Source organism: Pantoea sp. CFSAN033090 (assembly GCF_001264395.1).
GTDB classification, from domain to species: Bacteria; Pseudomonadota; Gammaproteobacteria; order Enterobacterales; family Enterobacteriaceae; genus Pantoea; species Pantoea agglomerans.
In genome coordinates this window covers 1-16,411 of sequence record NZ_LGYX01000037.1, presented here as the reverse complement: position 1 = coordinate 16,411, position 16,411 = coordinate 1, and the positions used below count along the sequence as shown (strand labels likewise).

The window sequence follows — 16,411 nt, the reverse complement described above, 5'->3', positions numbered from 1 at the left end:
CTAACTGATGTTAGCAACATCTGTTATGGCAAAAGCGAGCAGGTATTCTAAGAGCTGCTCATGGATGAAGATTTTCTTCTAAAATTGCCGCTTTTACTCTGTGGATGGTCTGACGGGTAGTGTTGAATTCACAGGCGATGGCACTGATACTTTTCCCTTCACTAAGGCGCAGCAACACCGCTTTCTTTTTTTCGTCATCCAGAGCTGGCGGGCGACCGAAATGCTTACCGGATGCCTTAGTCCGCACAATACCAGCATACGTACGCTCAAATAGTAGATCTTGCTCAAATTCAGCGACTGCAGATATTCCCTGCATTGTCATCTTTCCAGCCGGACTGGTAAGGTCAGTTCCTCCCAGCGCCAGGTAGTGCACCCGTATTTCTGACGCAGAAAGCCGCTCAACGGTTTTCTGATATCCATGGCTATTCAGTAATATTGGAGCAGCGTTGTTATAATTCTTTAAATAAACCTTTCAGTCCCGGCCTAGTAAGGAACTGAGAGGGGTTTCCCGTTTTTAACTCTCGTTTAGCATTGTATCGCTTGGTCGAATGCATCAGAATCACTCCCTTTCTGGCGCGTGTAACGCCAACATAGTGGAGGTTGAGACACTGCTGTTCATTCTGAAAAACAACATCGTAGCTGCCTTTGACATACTCCCTTGCGGGTAACACCCAGTCATACAGATCCAGATGCATTACAACGTCAAATTCCAGCCCCTTTGATTTGTGCAACGTCATGATTTGGACCTCATCGTCCCGGACATGCAAATAGTTGTTTTTAATGCGGGGTACCGTAAGCGCATCGTTTATTCCGGTAATGTGAGTCTCACTGAGTTCACAACCGGTACATGAAAAAACAGCCAGTCTGATAGCTTCTGGCAGGTTGGCATCAGAAGTGACACGTACCTGCCGGATGAGTTTGCGGGCCAGAACTACGTCGCTCCGTTTGGCAACAGCGCTGAGGTAATCATCAAGGACAAGCTGAGCCGTTGTTTTTTTATCGTATCTGTAATGCAGCAATGCTTTAACCAGTCCTGATACCTTATCTCCGGCCTTACTTAAGTTATCGTCCAGGTATGTTCTTGAGGCCGTTCTCAGATTGTCGGCAATCATCTCAGCACACAGGTTGCTCCGGACTAGTATGGCAATATCTTTATTATTTTCGATGGAAAAATGCTTTTTTAATCCTGCCACTTGGGCGTCAATCCAGGCAGCGATATTGGCCTGATCTCCTGTCACACTTTTGTGATAAACCACAAGACTGTCGCTATCAAGCAGCATGCACTCAGGATCTTTCAACCGGTTTGCATAGTTAATAATTGAAGGATGGCATCGATGATTCAAAGTGATCTGTTTATGAGTGAAATCAGGGTGGCGGATAAAATCTTTGAGAGAGTCTGCGCTGCGATGCGCATAGAGATAAATGGACTGGTCAACATCCCCGACTACAGTAAGTTTAATGTTCAATCCCGCGAGTAGCCTGAATACCTGGTGAGCAAAGAAGCCTGTATCCTGATATTCATCAACAAATACCCCTTTATATCTGACTTTTAAATATCGCTGACACGCGAGAGATTCACTCATGATGTATAAAGCCATGAGAGGAACCATTTCAAGTATAATTACGCCCCGTTCATACAGTCTTTCCAGAGCGGCCATACCATGCTCTGTGTTATTTTCTGGCAAATTATCGGGCATGTAATACGGGGTAAGTATTTCCCTATCCTCCGCATCCAAGTTGCTGGCTTTAATTACTTCCGGCCCCGTTGACGAACAGCTCCATATATGCTTTATGAAAGGTATCACTATTTCGCTCAGTAAAAACTTATCTGTTGTCCCGAAAAAGCTAGCCTTTATGTCTTTGCTTAAATTTATACACCGCGCCTTGAGTTCATCGCTGGATTTATTTGTGTAAGATAAAGAGACCACGCCCTGATGCGCTCTGCAATCTGTCAGCACCTGGGAAATTTTATGGGTAAGAATTGTTGTTTTACCACTTCCCGGGCAGGCTGTGATGACGAGGTTTTCCGTAAATTCCACAGCATCCTGTTGTTCAGCAGTCAGCCTCATTTCTCACCCCGCACTAGTTTTTGCACTGCTAAAAGTGGACGGGCAATATCTTTATCAGCCAGCTCAGCTAAAAATTGCCGTTTGTGCTTCAGTAATGCCCGCATTTTTATCGCCTTCTTGTCCCGAAGGAAATCAGCCGCAGCATCAGCATCTGCTGCTCCTGAGAAATCCAGGAGGTGAGCAGTAAAATCATAAGAGAGGTCGCCTTCAAGATCAGTAATTGAAAGAAATACCCCATTTGCGTTAATGAGGGGAGTAACCCTTCCCCATTCATTATGCCGTTCCCGTGACGTGATTTCGTGGGAAACATGTCCGCCTTTTGACAGCCCGCATAGCGTCAGCGCACGGTTTGCGCCGGTATAACTCCACTCCTGCCTGTGCGGTACCTTCGCCACATCATTATCCGTACGTGCCACCCAGCCAATGTGCAGGGCCTGCAGTATTTTTTTGTAAACTTCAAACTGCACGCCATCGACGGACAGAATGCTGATGTTAAGGAGATCGAGATCGAGACCTAGTGCCTTGGCAAGCTCAGTATAAAAGATGACTTCAGAAGGCCCCTCAACCAAGAGTACCGCACTGGCAAAAAAAGCTTCTGCCGGAATGATACTCATCCGATATCCCATTTCGTCCCAAGCTGTACTGATGCAGGCAGAGCATCCGTTGCTTGCCGCCTTTGTGGAACCTTTGCTTGCACATAACCTGATAACACTGTCAGGCCGGAAGTTAACGGCAATCTGGGGAGAGTGGGAGGTGACAATAGACTGACCTGGCAGGTTTTCGATAAGGTAAGAAGCAAGCTTTCTTTGCTGATGTGGAAACAAGTGGGCTTCCGGTTCCTCAATGCAGTAAATGACAACTTCACTGGTGACATCATGTTCTCGAAGGCTTTTGGCTTTCCATAGTGCGAGAAGTATCTGATTATTAAACCCGTCTCCACCCAGCATGAGCTTTTTACCGTTAGTGCTGGCACTGAGTTCAAGTTTCTCAATGAACTGGTCCACGCCTATCGCGCCCGTATCCAGTTGTACTGTTAGCCGCTCATGGTTGTAAGATAACTTACGAAGTTCGGTATTAAGCTCTGAAGTCGCCGAAGCCACATAACTGATCTCACGAACCTTTTCATTTACCTCGGCCAGCAAATGGTTCAGGACGGTGAATACCTCGCCGTCGCTTTGGCTCTGCTCTTCACTGCGAACATCCTGTGCCAGCCTCAACAGGTGCTTTTTTTCCAGACGGATGTATTTCTCAAGGTCTCGCTGGGAATTGATATACTTCAGGCTAAGGTATTTCAGATAAAAACGGTTTGGCACCTCATCGTAACTTAAACCGTCGTGGCTTAGGCTGATTGTGAAATCCATTGTGGACTGACAAGCATGATATTTAATATAAAGCTCATCATCCTCACTAACATATCCACTCAGTTTTGAGATGACAGCATCTTCCCTGACTTCACCAAATCGGACGACTATTTCAATTTCCTTTGACTGTACGCCATCCTGGTCTATGTGGAAATCATTAATCCTAGGTTCCAGATCTAACTCAGACAGGCTTTTGTCCAGTAAAAGTCTCAGTGCAAAAAGGAGGTTTGTTTTCCCGATATCGTTTGCACCAATAATCAGCGTTGACTCTCTGAAGTTAATTTCAGCTTCATGATAATTTCTGAATCCGGAAATATAGAGCGTTTCAATCAACATAATCGCATTCCTTTAGATCACTTATCAAAACCAGTTTTTATTCAGCCTTTTGCAATGTTATTGACTGAACGCTCCGACGTTATACAGGAGAGTGAATAGCGGGATTAAAAAAACTTTTTGGCGTCATCACGGCAGTACTAAATTCGGGCCGGATCAATGCTGATGCAACCTTACGCTTCAGGAACAGTACCGGAAAAGCCACTCCTCGGGGTGGCTTTACTCGTTTCAGCCTGTCAGAAAGCTTCCCGTTCCAGCGGCGGCAGCCGCATCGCGGCGCGGAACTCTCCGGCCTCCCGCATAAAGTGCTCTTCGTCCATCATGTGAAACAGTGACCGGTGCAGCGTCAGCAGCGTTTTCTCATCCCGCGTTGCCGCTTCGGCCAGCAGGGCTGCGTAGAGGGATGCGCCCTGCGACAGGCGGGTCAGTCCCTGCAGCTGCCGCGCGCGCACCGACAGGTGCGGCACCCCCGCCATCATGATGCGCTGCAAATCGGCCTCGCTGAGTATGCCCAAGATGCGGCAGAACTCGCGGTGGCCGTCCAGCGTCAGCCCGGCATCATAAGGGCTTTCCCTCAGTTCGGCGTCCATCATGCGCGCCATCTCACGGTCCATCAGCGCGACCAGCTCACTGGTGCGGATAAAATTGCCGATCAGGTCGCCGAACGTGGCCACCAGAAACTCCTGAAGGAAGTCACTCTTTGAACGTCCGGCTTTTCTGGCCTGCTCGGTGATCGCCTCGTCCACGGCCGAGGGAATGTTGCGCACGGTGAGGGTGCGCAGATTGCCGCGACCCGGCAGCGGCAAATCAGGAACTGTTGAAGCAACCATGATGCATTTCCCGTAATCGAAGAATATGACATATCATCTGCCGGAAAATGGTTTATGGCAAATGATATTTGCACATTGTCATTATTGATTCAATTAGGTTTGTTTGCATCACTTTTGCGTAAAAAATGCCAACCGCACTGAAATACGCCAAATCTTTTCCGGCTCCGCCTGCTGCACTGTCTCCGCATCCGGCCGGATCCGGAAAAAGGCAGAACCGGATCTTCGAGTGAGGATGGCGGTTTTCTGCGCAGTTTACTACATGTAGTGGCTCTGCCATCTGTTTTAACCACTGCATATAGTGTTCCGGCGCGTGCCGTGAGCGCCGGTGCCGGGCTTTTCCCCGCCCCGCCGCCGTGCTACGCTTCCGGTTACTGCCGTATCGGGAAAAAGTCGGATCATGCGGATAGGGTAATGCGGTAATTGCATTATGAAAATATATCCAAGCTTATTGTTCTTGGTGTAATTGGTTTTTTAGTATTTATACGCGCACTTAATATTTTATATGCTTACTATTTCAATTTGGAATTATTATGATCTTAACTACTGTGAGAAAGGGACCCTATTCTTTCAGAGGTGTTTTAGAAAAGCTGGTTACCGCTGGCCATACAGATTTATGGCTGTCCTCATCAACCGGTAAAGAAGGCGGTAACCTGTGGAATAAAGTTGGTGGCAGCCTCAGCCATGAAAGCGCGTGGGTTCTGCCACTTATTTTGAACCGCGACGGGTTTATGGTTGCAGAACGACGCGGTGGCCCCTTTGACTGGTATCTCTGTGGAAACTGGCAAAGTACGGCGCTCAGAACGGGCAGCTGCCCTCCGGACGGATATTTACTTACTCCTGAGATGTGCGTCGTTAAAGAAGAAGCAGTTCTCAGAGATGTGATAAAGGTTCCAGAAGAGCCTGAAGATTCTGTAATCAAACGTCCCTTTCAGAAGCCCAGGCTGTGACCGTTATCTTTAGCAGCGCAGTAGGGCTGGCAAATCCGGTTACCGTGCAGGTTATTAATCAGGGGCCTGGAATCTGGGGCAACGTGGCTACCGGGCTTATTACGGCGGGCGCGGCGATTGTGGCGGTGATGCTGACCCACCGTTTTACTCTGCGCCGCGAAAAGCAGGCGTCAGAGGAAAACCGGTGGCGCGAAGAGCACTTCATCGCCACTGAACTGGTTTTCATGCTTGAGCGATTTGCGGAAGAGTGCGCCCGCGTTGCGATGGATGATGGCGAGCTTGTCCCGCCTGCTCCGGGTAAGCAGTGTGAAAGGGAACCCACTGTAGAAGAGCCGAAGATCAATCTGGACGGCATAACCGGCGACTGGCGCGTTTTAGATCCCCTGCTTATGTTTCGTATCCGGGAGCTTCCTGTTCTTCAGGGTGAGGCTAACCGGATGATTAGATATGCCGGAGAGAATGATGATTCACCACCTGACTACAGCGAGTATTTTCATGAGCGTCAGTATCAATACGCTCGGCTGGGGCTGAAAGCAGCTATTCAGGCTAAACGCCTGTGCAGGCTTTCCGGATTGCCGGATACGCGCCTTAATGCGACTCAATGGTCAGCACAGCCTGTCCTATGGGAGGTATGGCGGATAGCAAGACATCGAATTGCAAAAGAGGCAATCGATAACCGAGATTTCAGAGATGCGGAATTTGAGGATATGGCACCTTGAGCAGCCTTACTTCTTTTGCCCCTCCAGTTATGCCGTCACAGCTGCCCGTGGCGATTACAGACCCGTTACTACCGATACTGAATGGCCCGACACAATGAACAGACTGAAAAGGAACACGCATCGATTCTGCACGGCGGCCATTTTCGCCGGCACGGCTTTCGGCGCCGGGGCCGTTACCCTGGAAGAGGCTCAGCGTCTCGATACCGCCTACCCCCCCGGCAGCGTTGTTGTCTGCCGTTCTGATTTACCGGTGGACGCAAGGTCAGCAGTACACACAACTGTGGTTACCCGGGGAAAAGTACTCGCCCGCCACGATAACCTCACGGATTTCGACACAGAAATCGCGTGGCTTAATGAGGAGACGGGTGCAAAGGCCATGGCCCTGACGTTCCGTTCGAGCGAGCGCGCCGTACCCGCCGGCGTCTATCTTCGGATCGAGCCGGACAGTATGGTCCTGACGGTGCCCGGCGCACCGCCCGAAACCGTGAAAAACGGCCTGAATAGCTTCAGAGTCGCTATGGCGGGCGAGGAGCATTATAGCCCTTACTCTGACACCGATATCACGGATTTTCCGTCCTACGTGACACACAAACCCGGCGAGCCGGCAGCATGGTGCAGTAAGGAGGAGCCCGCTCATGAGTAACGGCAGGGACCTGACGTATCTGCCAGCCGGATATTCTTCACCGGCCACCGCTGCCCTCCCGGTTGCAATTGATTATCCCGCAGCACTCGCGCTGCGCCAGATGGCCGCGCAGCACGATGAATACCCGCAGTACCTGCTGGCTCCGGAGGTCAGCGCGCTGCTTCATTATGTGCCGGATCTGCACCGCAAGATGCTGTTCACTACCCTCTGGAATACCGGCGCGCGTATTAATGAAGCGCTTGCGCTGGCCCGGGGAGATTTCAGCCTGGCGCCGCCCTACCCTTACGTGCAGCTGGCCACGCTCAAGCAACGTGGTGAGAAGGCCGCCCGCGGTCCGGGACGCGCTCCCGCCGGTATTGTGCCGCACCGCCTGGTGCCGCTGTCCGATCCGCAGTATGTAGCCCAGCTGGAGATGATGGTCGCCACGCTGAAAATCCCGCTTGAGCGACGCAACCCGGAGACAGGCCGGATCGAAAAGGTCAGGCTCTGGACGGTGACTGACCGGACGGTGCGCACCTGGCTGAACGAAGCCGTCGCTGCCGCTGCCGATGACGGAGTCACGTTCTCCGTGCCGGTAACGCCACACACATTCCGGCACAGTTACGCCATGCACATGCTCTATGCAGGTATTCCGCTCAAGGCTCTGCAGAGCCTGATGGGACATAAAAGCATGAAATCCACTGAAGTCTACACGAAGGTGTTTGCGCTGGATGTGGCTGCGAGACATAGAGTGCAGTTCCATATGCCCGGAACGGAAGCTGTTGCGATGCTCAAAAATAATATCTGATCTGTTTCAAATGTAACGCCCTCTAAAAATATCTATTATTTATCAGTTTCTTACTTGCATCTCTACAAATCAAGTTAATGGGTGTAATCACATAATTATATAATCATGTGATTTATTGATTTTATAATCACATAATCTTTTTTATTGAGTTTTAAACTCACGTACGTATAGTTACAGGATTACAGGATTACAGGATTACAGGATTACAGGATTACGGTTTTTGAGGCGAATTTTTACATTTGAAAGGTGTGTTTATGGCTAAAGTCATTTCTTTTTTAAACGGTAAGGGGGGAGTTGGTAAAACGACTACTTCAATAAATGTAGCTACAGCAATCGCAAAAAGGGGGGCCAAAGTAATAGTAGTCGATACTGATCCACAGAGTAGCATCGGAAACTGGTACAACGAGGATAAATGCCTCTTTGACGTAGCTGATGCAGGATCAGAAAAAGAAGTCTACTCAGTAAGGAAAACATTGAAATCATATGATTACATAATCATAGATGGTGCTGCTGCGATATCTGCTATTTCAGCTGCTGCAGTCATGGTTTCCGACGTGGTTTTAATTCCAGTAACACCTTCACCGCTGGATTTTGCCGCCTGTGGCGCCATCATTGCTGTGATTGAAGCGCGGCAGGAACTGCAACCAATCAAGGCTAGATTTGTAATAACAAAAAAGGTTAATACAGCCAAAATGCTGAGCGTTCTTAAGGCATCGATTGAAGATACGGGCATTCCCGCGCTACGGACAGGAACGACGCAAAGGCAGAGTTACATTAAAACAATGATGGATGGCGGCACTGTTTTTGATACGGACGATTCAAATGCCAAAGGTGAAATCGACGTACTTACAAACGACATTCTGGAATTATGCCAATGAAAATGAAACTCGGTGCTAGCAAAAGTACAATGCAGGCGGTTGACGCTATCCACAAACCGGTTTTGCCGACAAAGAAACTCCAGATGAACATTCCTGAAGATCTGCACAAGTCCTTCAAGCTGGCATGTTTGAAGCAGGACAGAGACATGACTGATGTAACAATTGAACTCATCAATGATTGGATGGAAAAAAACCGGTAATTAGATGATTAGATGATTAGATGATTAGATGACTATATACTTATTTGATGCCTTACTGGCTATGGGGGGACTGCTTTATGGACAGGTTAAAAATAATGCTATCTGCATTTTTGGGCTTTAAGCCGATGAGCTCGATGAGTGATAAAGATAGAAAAAGCGCTGCTGAATGGGGATTCCTGCTGAGCACGCTGTTTATCGTGCCGCTTTTCTTCATGCATGAGGTCAGCGAACTGATCAAAATAGGTATGCAACTGCTGTGGGGCGCCTGCGTTTCGCGCGCCGCATTTCTGGCCAACGGCGGCTGGAACAAGAAAAAATCACGTTAATAAATCACCTTGAGGGGGCTGATGCTCAGTAGAACGAAAACTCACGTTGTGTTTCACAAAATACAGGCATGGATCATTAGGGGGAGATTGTTTAGATAGGGTTCTGGCTTAGAACCCCAAAGGGCCACATCGTAGGAGTCACTAGATACCGTCGAGAAGAAAATCAATAGCAGCTTTAATCTCTGTACGATAGAGAGATGAATCGCAGAACACAGCCCCCAAAGCACGAGTGGGAATGCTCGCCATTTCATGCGTCATTACGGCATATTCTTTGTCATCAGTCAGTCTGATAAGCGGAACCAGCCGTTCAGGGCGCGTGCTGCTCGGGTACTTTTCAACAGGCAGCAAGGGGATCACAATCCTGCGGTTCAACTGCCCGATAATATCGCTCGTAACATCGAGCAGCAGGGGATAGACGGCGCTTTTCCCGGTATTACTGTATACAGTGAACTGCATTCTTAAAATGTCCTGTACTCATCGCTGAAACAACCGTGTTCATCGTGAAAGCGGTTTAGAGCTTCCAGTGCTTCGCTGTTTTCCTCCTGCCATTTTTTTGCCTCGTACTGACGAAGTTCAGCGTCGAGGGCCGTGGTCAGGGTAGCACTGAGATTAATTCCGGCCTCACGCGCACGGCTGAGTAAGTCACGTTCTACGGTCATGGTAACGCTTTGCGTTGCTCGTTGTGTTATAGCCATAAATACCCCACGTTAAATCCCGTGTAATTAACACTGCCAATCACACGGAATATAACACAGGAAAATAATTTTGGGGGAGTAATAGCTTAACGTGAGTTTCGTTCCACTGCGCGTCAGCCCACTTTTAATGCAGAAGTGTTGATGGAATATAGGAACTACTGACGTATATGCGCGGGTAGGGGGTGATGCTCACAACGATTACCCAGTAAGCCGATATGTTTAAGGGTCCTGTCCAAAGGCGCTGCCCTGTCTTTAAGGGATGGCTTTATCAGCTTGCTCATGGTGACAGGCTACCACGCGAGCGATAATTCCGTGGAAAACGCCCGTGCAGACCTCTCTATGCTGTTGGTAAATTCTGGTAGTACTCTTCTTGAGAAATCAGGGCTTCAGGCGCACATCACACTCTCCTGAAACCGGCTACATCACGCGCGCTACCGGAATATCGCTCCAGCGCGTTGTCCATGCCGGTGACAGCATATCTCGTTTCATCGCCCACTCCGTGTTAACACCCTGACCCGCAAACCACACACTGCCCAGCCCGGATTGATTGATCCCGTCCATAACCTTCATCAGCTGTGCGCTATTTGCACGTGGCTTATTCTCATCGAACAGGTTGAGCTGACTGACCCCGTTCGGCGTAAAATCATCGAGCATGATCCCGGCTTTCATGTAACGTCGCCCTTCAAGCCAGATGCGGTCTAGTGATCGCATGGCCACTCCAGTCACATCACGCGTGTCCTGCGTCGGAATAGTGAGGCTCTCACCGGCGCTATTGCCATAAAATATCTCACCCTGCGCATGCGGCGAGGTGCGAATAAAGACGCTGATGCGCCGGCAGTACTGGCGTTCCTTTCTGAGCTTCTCCGCGGCCCGGGTTGCGTACTGACACAGCGCCTCCTGCATCAACACCTTTGACATAATTCTCTCGCCAAAGGACCGGCTGCAGACGATCTGCTGTTTTGCCGGCACAAACTCTTCGAGTGGAATACAGGATTCCCCATTAAGTTCCCGTACAGTACGCTCCAGCACCACGCTGAAGTTTTTACGGATAAGGGCAGGGTGGGCGCGAGACAGCTGCAGTGCGTTTTCAATGCCCATCAGATTAAGGCGCTTGCCGATGCGCCGGCCGACGCCCCAGATTTCCTCCACGGGCTGGTTCGCCAGCAGGGTAGCAGTGCGCTTCGGATTACCCGGCGTCAGCGCTAATACACCGCGGAACTGCGGCCACTCCTTACTGGCCCACTGTGCTGATTTGGCCAGGGTTTTTGTCGGCCCCATACCCACGCCGACAATCAGGCCGGTCGTAGCCAGCACGTGTACGCGCAGGCGCCGGCCAAAATCTTCAAAGTCTTCGCAGAAATCAATGCCGGTCAGGTCCAAGAACATCTCGTCAATGGAATACTGCTCAACGCGAGGCGTTATCTCTTCCAGCGCGGTCATTACGCGTTGAGACATACTGTGGTTTATGTGGAATGGAAAATCTACAGGATTATTTCGGATTTGAATGGCTGCTATGAGCGAAAAGCGGACACAGAACAAGAGATTGACAAACCATCCAAGCAAATGGTTGTATGATGCAACTATGATGGCAAGGTAACGTTAATGACTTCAGAACAACAGAAAATAAAAAACATCCGTGCAGCATCACGTTTAATGGTGCGAGAGCTAGGGTTCATGAACCAAAATCTGGCCGCAACGGATTATCCTCCCTCAGCCGTTCACTCCATGCTTGAAGTTGAAAGGCATGGATCAATGACAGCCGCTCAACTAGTACAGATTTTGGGGCTAGAGAAGTCCAGCGTCAGCCGCATGCTAGCTAAACTCATTGAGTCAGGAGAACTTGCAGAAACCCCTTCAGCTGAAGATGCGAGGACGAAGCTACTCAGCCTCACCGGTAAGGGCAGAAAGACCGTGCAGAATATAAATGCTTACGCTGACCAACGTGTAGCAGCAGCACTCAATAAGCTCGATCCGGTTACCCAGGAAGCTGTATCAAAGGGCCTTTCTTCATATGCCAGCGCGTTGAAAGCCTGTCGCGAAAACACCCCAGGAAAAGTGCATAACAGCTTCAAAATAGTCCAGGGTTATCATGCAGGTATGATTGGCCGCATTACAGAAATGCATGGCAGCTATTACGCCAGAGAACATAACTTTGGCAATTTTTTTGAAGCAAAGGTTGCCGCAGGCCTTGCTGATTTTTCGGCCCGTCTGGATAAGCCATGTAATCAGATCTGGCTAGCAATGATGAACGAGCGCGTAGTCGGCTCAGTTGCTATTGACGGTGAGGATCTGGGAAATAATGAAGCTCATCTGCGCTGGTTCATCCTTGACGATGGGTGCCGTGGAAGCGGACTGGGTAGAAAACTTATTTCAGAGGCAATGAGATTTTGTGATAAGCAAAACTTCTCTTCAGTACAATTATGGACATTTAATAAACTTACCACGGCAAGACGATTGTACGAATCATCCGGATTTGAATTGTCGAAAGAATGGGAAGGCGATCAGTGGGGCAGTACCATTACTGAGCAACAGTTCACTCGAATAAACATAGCTTACCACTTATCCTTATAACATGCTGTATTTACGATTTGTCCCTCTGCCCTAAATCAGTCATGTCCGCTTCTGGCACAAAGTGGTCCTTTTTACCCTTCGGGTTTAAGGGGCAGTCTTTCAAGAGCCTGTTCTATTTTCTCTGCGTCCTGTTCCACGATGGCTCTCTCATCAGGTGTGAGCGGAACTTCTTCAAGGTAACGTCTGACGGAGGCTTTGCTTTCCAGTATAAGCCCGCGCGCGCTGTCCTTCAGCAGGTTGAAATCGCAGCCGATACAGGCCATCCGGTGCTTACAGCTGCTCCAGAAGGGATTCGTGCAGTACGAATCGCCTAAATCATAATACGTAGCGGGTCCGGTCAGGCTGGCGGCTTCAGGATCGTGATCAATCAGCACGCTGATCATGTGAGCGACCCTGTCTGCTTTGACGAACGAGGCGGCCAGTTGCGTCGGGCGGATACGGAGATAATGCATGGTGGACTGAGGCGTTGAATGCCCCGTCCACTGCATCAGTTCGTACAGCGACATGCCCTGCGGTACGCTGGCCAGTGCGGTTACCGCTGATGCCCGTCCCCGGTGGCTGGTTATCGTTCCGCCGCTGTCTTCTGAAGGCACGCCCGCCCGTGTGCAAAGCATTGGTATCACCGTACGGTTAAGAATGTCACCGCCGGCTGGCTTACCGCGGTACTGAAACAGAAACCGGACTTTCTCACCGGTCCGCTCGTCGGCTAGCATAGCCTGTTCTGCCGGGCGCTCATCCAGCCAGAGATCGACGTATTTTTTCACCACGGCCGCCACGGGTTTAACAAAGGCTTTTGAAGTTTTTCCGGCAGGGATATGCAGGTAGCACAGCGTTCCGGCCGGGATGATACTGCCGTCTTCCTTCACTATATCGTCCGCCTGCGGCGCAATGCACCCGGTGGTCAGGCGGAGCAGTTCACTTTTCCTCACCCCCGCATGGGTCCAGATGACGGCCATCGCCTGCAGCATGGCAAGCGGATAATGTATTTCAGTGAGCAGGTCTTTCTGACGCAGATTCAGGCTTGCCCAGATAAGCTTCAGCCAGACCGGATCGTCAATAACACGGGGGTTGACGCCGCGACGGAACAGGGACGTATCCGGTGTGGAAAGATGGCGGGCAGGGCTGAAGCGCAGGCGCCCCCAGCCCCAGTTTTCGTAATCAATCATAAAACGGCGCAGTGAATAGATAAAATGCGCCCTGGAATGCGGCATCATGGGTTCGCCGGAGCGCACCGATTTGCGGGTGCCCCTTTCTGTGCCCAGCTGGAGTTCATCCACGTTCATCCGGCCTACCGCCGCGATGAAGCTGGCGCACGTTTCCATCGTCCAGTCTGCCGGTTCCCGAACCTGCGGATGCTCCTTCGTCAGCCAGAGGCCGCAGCGCAGAATAAAGCTGTACTGGCTTTCACGGGTGCGCGGCCTGAGCACCGACGTTTCCCGCCAGCGCCGGCACCAGTGTACCCAGGCCGGATCGATTCCTTCCACCGGTTTTTCATACCATTTTGTATAGTTTCGCATCCTCATCGGGGCGCTGATAATTCCCAGCGCGGCAAGGCCGTGTGAAACCCGCCCGACATACCGGGAAGTCCCTGCGTCCATGCCGGACTGGACCTGCCACAACAGGTCCGGCGTAAATGTCTCAAGCCGCGGATCCCTGTTTACTATCATCAGCGTTGCGAGTATGCCTGATATGTGATTTTTCTGGCTGGCCGGGGCATAACCCAGCGCCGTCAGCGTATCGGTAAGCCGTTGCAGCTCATGATGATAGAAAGTCTGACCAAAAATGGCAGAGGCATAAAGCGCGGGTTTGCGGATATCGGGCAGGCTGAGCGGGTCATGCAAATCTGCCAGATGCCAGGCAAAGGCGGCCATTAACGGACGGCCCTCCCTTACTTCCCGGCAAAGCGTCTGCCACCGTGCCTGAGGCCAGCACCAGCAGGGCATGCCGGCTGCATGCATTTCGCGCAGCAATCCGGCCATCACCAGCCCGGTGATTTTGCTGCCGCATCCGCTTCCGGCAGCAATGTCCGTCAGGGGCCTGATGAGGTCCGGCGCAGGCTTCATCCGTAATATACCGGACCGGCTGTGGGAGCTGACCAGCGCCGTCCGTTCAGCGGAGGTCAGCGACGTCTCAAGCCGGTATTCAGTCATGTCGAAGGGACGCCAGCTGCTTTCAATCGGTGTGTGTGGGCTCATGCTATTTCTCCGCGCAGAAAATAAGGTTCGCCATCCTGAGGTCTGCCGTTTCTATCGCCCCTGCCATTCTGGCAGCAAGATCCCTGCCAGAAAGATGAATATAAATCTGTGTCGTGGCCAGGTCGCGGTGTCCCGCATAGGTGGCAAGCTCGTGCAGCTTCCAGCCTGCGCGGGCCAGGTGTGTAAGCCGCAGGTGTCGGAAAGTATGCGTTGAGATATCCGGCATCCCGGATTCCAGCGCCCATTTCCGTACCGTTTTACTCCAGGTCCAGATGGTAAGTGGCGCACCCTGATTACGATCGGACCTGGAACGGAACAGGGCACCTCTGGCAATTCCGGTCCGCTTCATCTGCATGAGGTGAGCTGCCAGCACGGGCATTACTGCCGGGCTGTAACAGACTATCCGTTCGCGCCGGCTCTTGGTGGTTTCTGCCCGGATACGGATAAGACGGTGCGCGAAATCGAAGTCTTCGATACTCAGCGAGGTGACTTCAGACCGCCGCAGCGCGCCGTAGTAGGTTAATGCCAGCATCAGGCGGTCACGGAGCGGTGAAGCGGCGGCATAAAAGAGAAAAGACTGCCACTGCGCATCGTCAGGAATATGCGGCAACTTCACGAGGCGGGGAACCAGCCCCCGGCCGGCACTCGGCATGCCAGGCGTGCCGGAGCGGGGGAGCGGATTGACGGTGCAGAGATCCAGATACATCAGAAAGTCATACCAGAGGCGAATTGCAGACAGGCGGAGCTGGAGCGTGGCGCTGGCCGCGGGAAAAGGCATACCGGGTAGCTGAGGACTGATGTAAGCGGCCAGATCTTCAAACCGGGCCTTTAGAGGTTCGATCCTGCGCTGGCTGCAGAACGCAAAATAATGGTAGAGGGCACTGCGGTAGGCTGTGAGCGTAGCCTGCGCTCGTCCCAGATTGGATAACAGTTTCAGCCAGCGCTCGGCCAGTAACAGGAAATGTTCATCCGGTGGAATCAGCATTGCGTTCACCTCTGGCAGCATTATTACTGATTAAAGTTTACTCACTCAATGTTGCATTCCACTTAACTTACTAAAGCGCGTAGTTTGAACTGAAGACGTGCACACGCTCGGCAAAATCCTGATTTTTTATCTGGAACCACGGTGCGCCCATTTTGATGCCCAGTTTTTTTGCGCCGGCGCTGCGCGCGATGATGCAGCCGTCGTTGTTCGACAGGACGACAACGGGCTTACCGCGCAGATCAGGGCGAAACAGTGCTTCGCAGCTGGCATAAAACGAATTGACGTCGGCTAGGCCAAACATTGGCATGATCACCTCCGGCGGGCTCGGGTACTGTTGAAGAACCAGGTAACCACACCGAGCAGCTGCAGCTCCTCCGGATAAATTACCGGATAGGCCGGGTTCATCGGCAGCAGGGCGAGCCTGGGCTGCAGCTGCAGACGCTTGACCGTAAATTCGCCGTTAACCTCAGCGATCACGATGTCGCCGTGAGCCGCCTCTTCTGCCCGGTCAACCACCATGACATCACCATCGCAGAGACCGAGGTCCCGCATACTGTTTCCACTGGCGCGCACGAAAAAGGTTGAGGCGCGCCGGCGGATGCAGAGCTCATTCAGATCGAGTTCTTTCTCAACATAATCCTGAGCGGGGGAGGGGAAGCCTGCGGCGCACGGATCGGCATACAGCGGCACCCGGACACGGGGCGTAAATATGGGTGGCCAGAGCAACGTCAGCCCGGGAGTATAGTTACCCGGATTCATGACCTGATGCCCAGGCCATACTGCAGCAGTACTGCGGAAACTTTGTTGAAATTGCGCATAAAAATTCCTCCTCTTATTTTACTGTTTATACGTGGGTCTTCCCCTGTTGTGGT

Annotated in this window: 16 protein-coding genes and 3 pseudogenes; 8 read left to right on the top strand and 11 right to left on the bottom strand. The window is 51.3% G+C overall.

Annotation, left to right across the window (positions count from 1 at the left end; translation table 11 throughout):
• Positions 1 to 58 precede the first annotated feature (58 nt).
• From AFL22_RS22730 to AFL22_RS22715, 4 genes and pseudogenes are all read right to left on the bottom strand, one after another.
• Positions 59 to 423 (bottom strand): annotated as a pseudogene (locus AFL22_RS22730) (helix-turn-helix domain-containing protein); the annotation flags it as partial.
• Between the two features lie 26 nt (positions 424 to 449).
• On the bottom strand, positions 450 to 2,069 hold the full coding sequence (locus AFL22_RS22725) for an ATP-dependent helicase (protein WP_052272229.1): 1,620 nt from the start codon (positions 2,067 to 2,069) through the stop codon (positions 450 to 452).
• Positions 2,066 to 3,766, bottom strand: coding sequence for an AAA family ATPase (locus tag AFL22_RS22720; RefSeq protein ID WP_052272228.1), 1,701 nt, complete (start codon positions 3,764 to 3,766; stop codon positions 2,066 to 2,068). The genes AFL22_RS22725 and AFL22_RS22720 overlap by 4 nt, the downstream gene beginning before the upstream one ends.
• 233 nt (positions 3,767 to 3,999) lie before the next feature.
• The gene (locus AFL22_RS22715) at positions 4,000 to 4,593 is read right to left on the bottom strand and encodes a hypothetical protein (RefSeq protein ID WP_052272227.1); all 594 of its coding nucleotides are present in this window, start codon (positions 4,591 to 4,593) and stop codon (positions 4,000 to 4,002) included.
• Positions 4,594 to 5,123: 530 nt separating this feature from the next.
• Here AFL22_RS22715 and AFL22_RS24175 point away from each other — a divergent pair.
• The 7 genes from AFL22_RS24175 (at position 5,124) to AFL22_RS22680 (ending at position 9,093) form a co-directional block, all read left to right on the top strand.
• Positions 5,124 to 5,540, top strand: coding sequence for a hypothetical protein (locus tag AFL22_RS24175; protein ID WP_156311615.1), 417 nt, complete (start codon positions 5,124 to 5,126; stop codon positions 5,538 to 5,540).
• Positions 5,537 to 6,259, top strand: a complete 723-nt coding sequence (locus AFL22_RS22705) for a hypothetical protein (RefSeq protein WP_052272225.1) — start codon at positions 5,537 to 5,539, stop codon at positions 6,257 to 6,259. Before AFL22_RS24175 ends, AFL22_RS22705 begins: the two co-directional genes overlap by 4 nt.
• Positions 6,260 to 6,353: 94 nt before the next feature.
• Entirely contained in the window at positions 6,354 to 6,902 is a 549-nt protein-coding gene (locus AFL22_RS22700; RefSeq protein ID WP_052272224.1) for a hypothetical protein, read from the top strand.
• Positions 6,895 to 7,689, top strand: a complete 795-nt coding sequence (locus tag AFL22_RS22695; protein WP_052272223.1) for a site-specific integrase — start codon at positions 6,895 to 6,897, stop codon at positions 7,687 to 7,689. The genes AFL22_RS22700 and AFL22_RS22695 overlap by 8 nt, the downstream gene beginning before the upstream one ends.
• Before the next feature lie 254 nt (positions 7,690 to 7,943).
• Positions 7,944 to 8,567, top strand: a complete 624-nt coding sequence (parA, locus tag AFL22_RS22690) for a ParA family partition ATPase (protein WP_031594621.1) — start codon at positions 7,944 to 7,946, stop codon at positions 8,565 to 8,567.
• Entirely contained in the window at positions 8,564 to 8,767 is a 204-nt protein-coding gene (locus tag AFL22_RS22685) for a plasmid partition protein ParG (RefSeq protein WP_031594620.1), read from the top strand. Before parA ends, AFL22_RS22685 begins: the two co-directional genes overlap by 4 nt.
• 77 nt (positions 8,768 to 8,844) lie before the next feature.
• Positions 8,845 to 9,093 (top strand): hypothetical protein, encoded by a 249-nt coding sequence (locus AFL22_RS22680; protein ID WP_052272222.1) that lies wholly within the window; start codon positions 8,845 to 8,847, stop codon positions 9,091 to 9,093.
• A gap of 141 nt (positions 9,094 to 9,234) precedes the next feature.
• Here the strand turns inward: AFL22_RS22680 and AFL22_RS22675 are convergent, their stop codons facing one another.
• The 3 genes and pseudogenes from AFL22_RS22675 to umuC form a co-directional block, all read right to left on the bottom strand.
• On the bottom strand, positions 9,235 to 9,549 hold the full coding sequence (locus AFL22_RS22675) for a CcdB family protein (RefSeq protein WP_052272221.1): 315 nt from the start codon (positions 9,547 to 9,549) through the stop codon (positions 9,235 to 9,237).
• 2 nt (positions 9,550 to 9,551) lie between these two features.
• Positions 9,552 to 9,788: a type II toxin-antitoxin system CcdA family antitoxin gene (locus AFL22_RS22670; protein ID WP_033781302.1), complete on the bottom strand. Its 237-nt coding sequence runs from the start codon at positions 9,786 to 9,788 to the stop codon at positions 9,552 to 9,554.
• A gap of 417 nt (positions 9,789 to 10,205) precedes the next feature.
• Positions 10,206 to 11,249, bottom strand: a pseudogene (umuC, locus tag AFL22_RS22665) (translesion error-prone DNA polymerase V subunit UmuC); the annotation flags it as partial.
• A 141-nt stretch (positions 11,250 to 11,390) separates the two neighbouring features.
• Here umuC and AFL22_RS22660 point away from each other — a divergent pair.
• Complete coding sequence (locus AFL22_RS22660) at positions 11,391 to 12,359, top strand: bifunctional helix-turn-helix transcriptional regulator/GNAT family N-acetyltransferase (RefSeq protein WP_052272220.1); 969 nt, start codon at positions 11,391 to 11,393, stop codon at positions 12,357 to 12,359.
• Positions 12,360 to 12,430: 71 nt separating this feature from the next.
• Here AFL22_RS22660 and AFL22_RS22655 read toward each other — a convergent pair whose 3' ends face one another.
• The 4 genes and pseudogenes from AFL22_RS22655 to umuD all read right to left on the bottom strand — a co-directional run bounded on the left by AFL22_RS22655 (position 12,431) and on the right by umuD (position 16,298).
• Entirely contained in the window at positions 12,431 to 14,554 is a 2,124-nt protein-coding gene (locus tag AFL22_RS22655) for a tyrosine-type recombinase/integrase (RefSeq protein WP_052272219.1), read from the bottom strand.
• 1 nt (position 14,555) lies between these two features.
• Entirely contained in the window at positions 14,556 to 15,539 is a 984-nt protein-coding gene (locus AFL22_RS22650) for a tyrosine-type recombinase/integrase (protein ID WP_052272218.1), read from the bottom strand.
• 73 nt (positions 15,540 to 15,612) lie between these two features.
• Positions 15,613 to 15,840: pseudogene (locus AFL22_RS22645) on the bottom strand (DNA polymerase V subunit UmuC); the annotation flags it as partial.
• 8 nt (positions 15,841 to 15,848) lie between these two features.
• Positions 15,849 to 16,298: a translesion error-prone DNA polymerase V autoproteolytic subunit gene (gene umuD / locus AFL22_RS22640; RefSeq protein ID WP_072124008.1), complete on the bottom strand. Its 450-nt coding sequence runs from the start codon at positions 16,296 to 16,298 to the stop codon at positions 15,849 to 15,851.
• Positions 16,299 to 16,411 lie beyond the last annotated feature (113 nt).